This is a genomic window from Vibrio sp. 970, from assembly GCF_033339075.1.
Genome location: NZ_JAWOTW010000691.1, coordinates 1 through 546 on the forward strand (window position 1 = coordinate 1; position 546 = coordinate 546).

Genomic DNA, 546 nt, shown 5'->3' on the forward strand with positions numbered 1-546 from the left:
GTGGACTTTGGTTCTGAAGTTTCTGCGCACACCAATCCAACAATGGGTCTGATCAACTTCCTTTTACCGATGATCGTCCTCGTTGCAGCCAGCTGGTACTTTGGTATCGACCTACTGGCGGGGGTTTTCGTCGCGCTGATCTTCACCATTAGCTTCTACGGCGCACAAAAACTGATTTCGATGAACGATATGTTCGAAGCTGTTTATGATGGCATTAAAGTCATGCTACTGCCGCTTGCAACCGTAATAGGCGGCTTCATGCTGAAATCCGTCAATGACTCGCTAGGTGTCACGCAATACGTGATTGAGACCGTAAGCCCTTACTTATCGGCGTCTTACTTCCCTGCGATTATCTTTATGATTACTGGTGCGTTGGTCTTTGCTACGGCATCTTCTTGGGGAACATTCGCGGTAGCGATGCCAATCGTTCTGCCTTTGGGTGAACAGCTTGGCGTGCCACTACACTTAACCGTTGCGGCTCTACTTTCGGCATCAGCGGCCGGTAGCCACTCTTGCTTCTTTAGTGACTCTACCGTGTTGTCTGCA

General features: G+C 49.6%; 1 protein-coding gene. It reads left to right on the forward strand.

Translation table 11 applies throughout. The annotated features are described in order from the left end of the window. The coding region (locus R7Q11_RS28645) for a Na+/H+ antiporter NhaC family protein (RefSeq protein WP_225467283.1) at positions 1-546 on the forward strand (546 nt) is incomplete at both ends.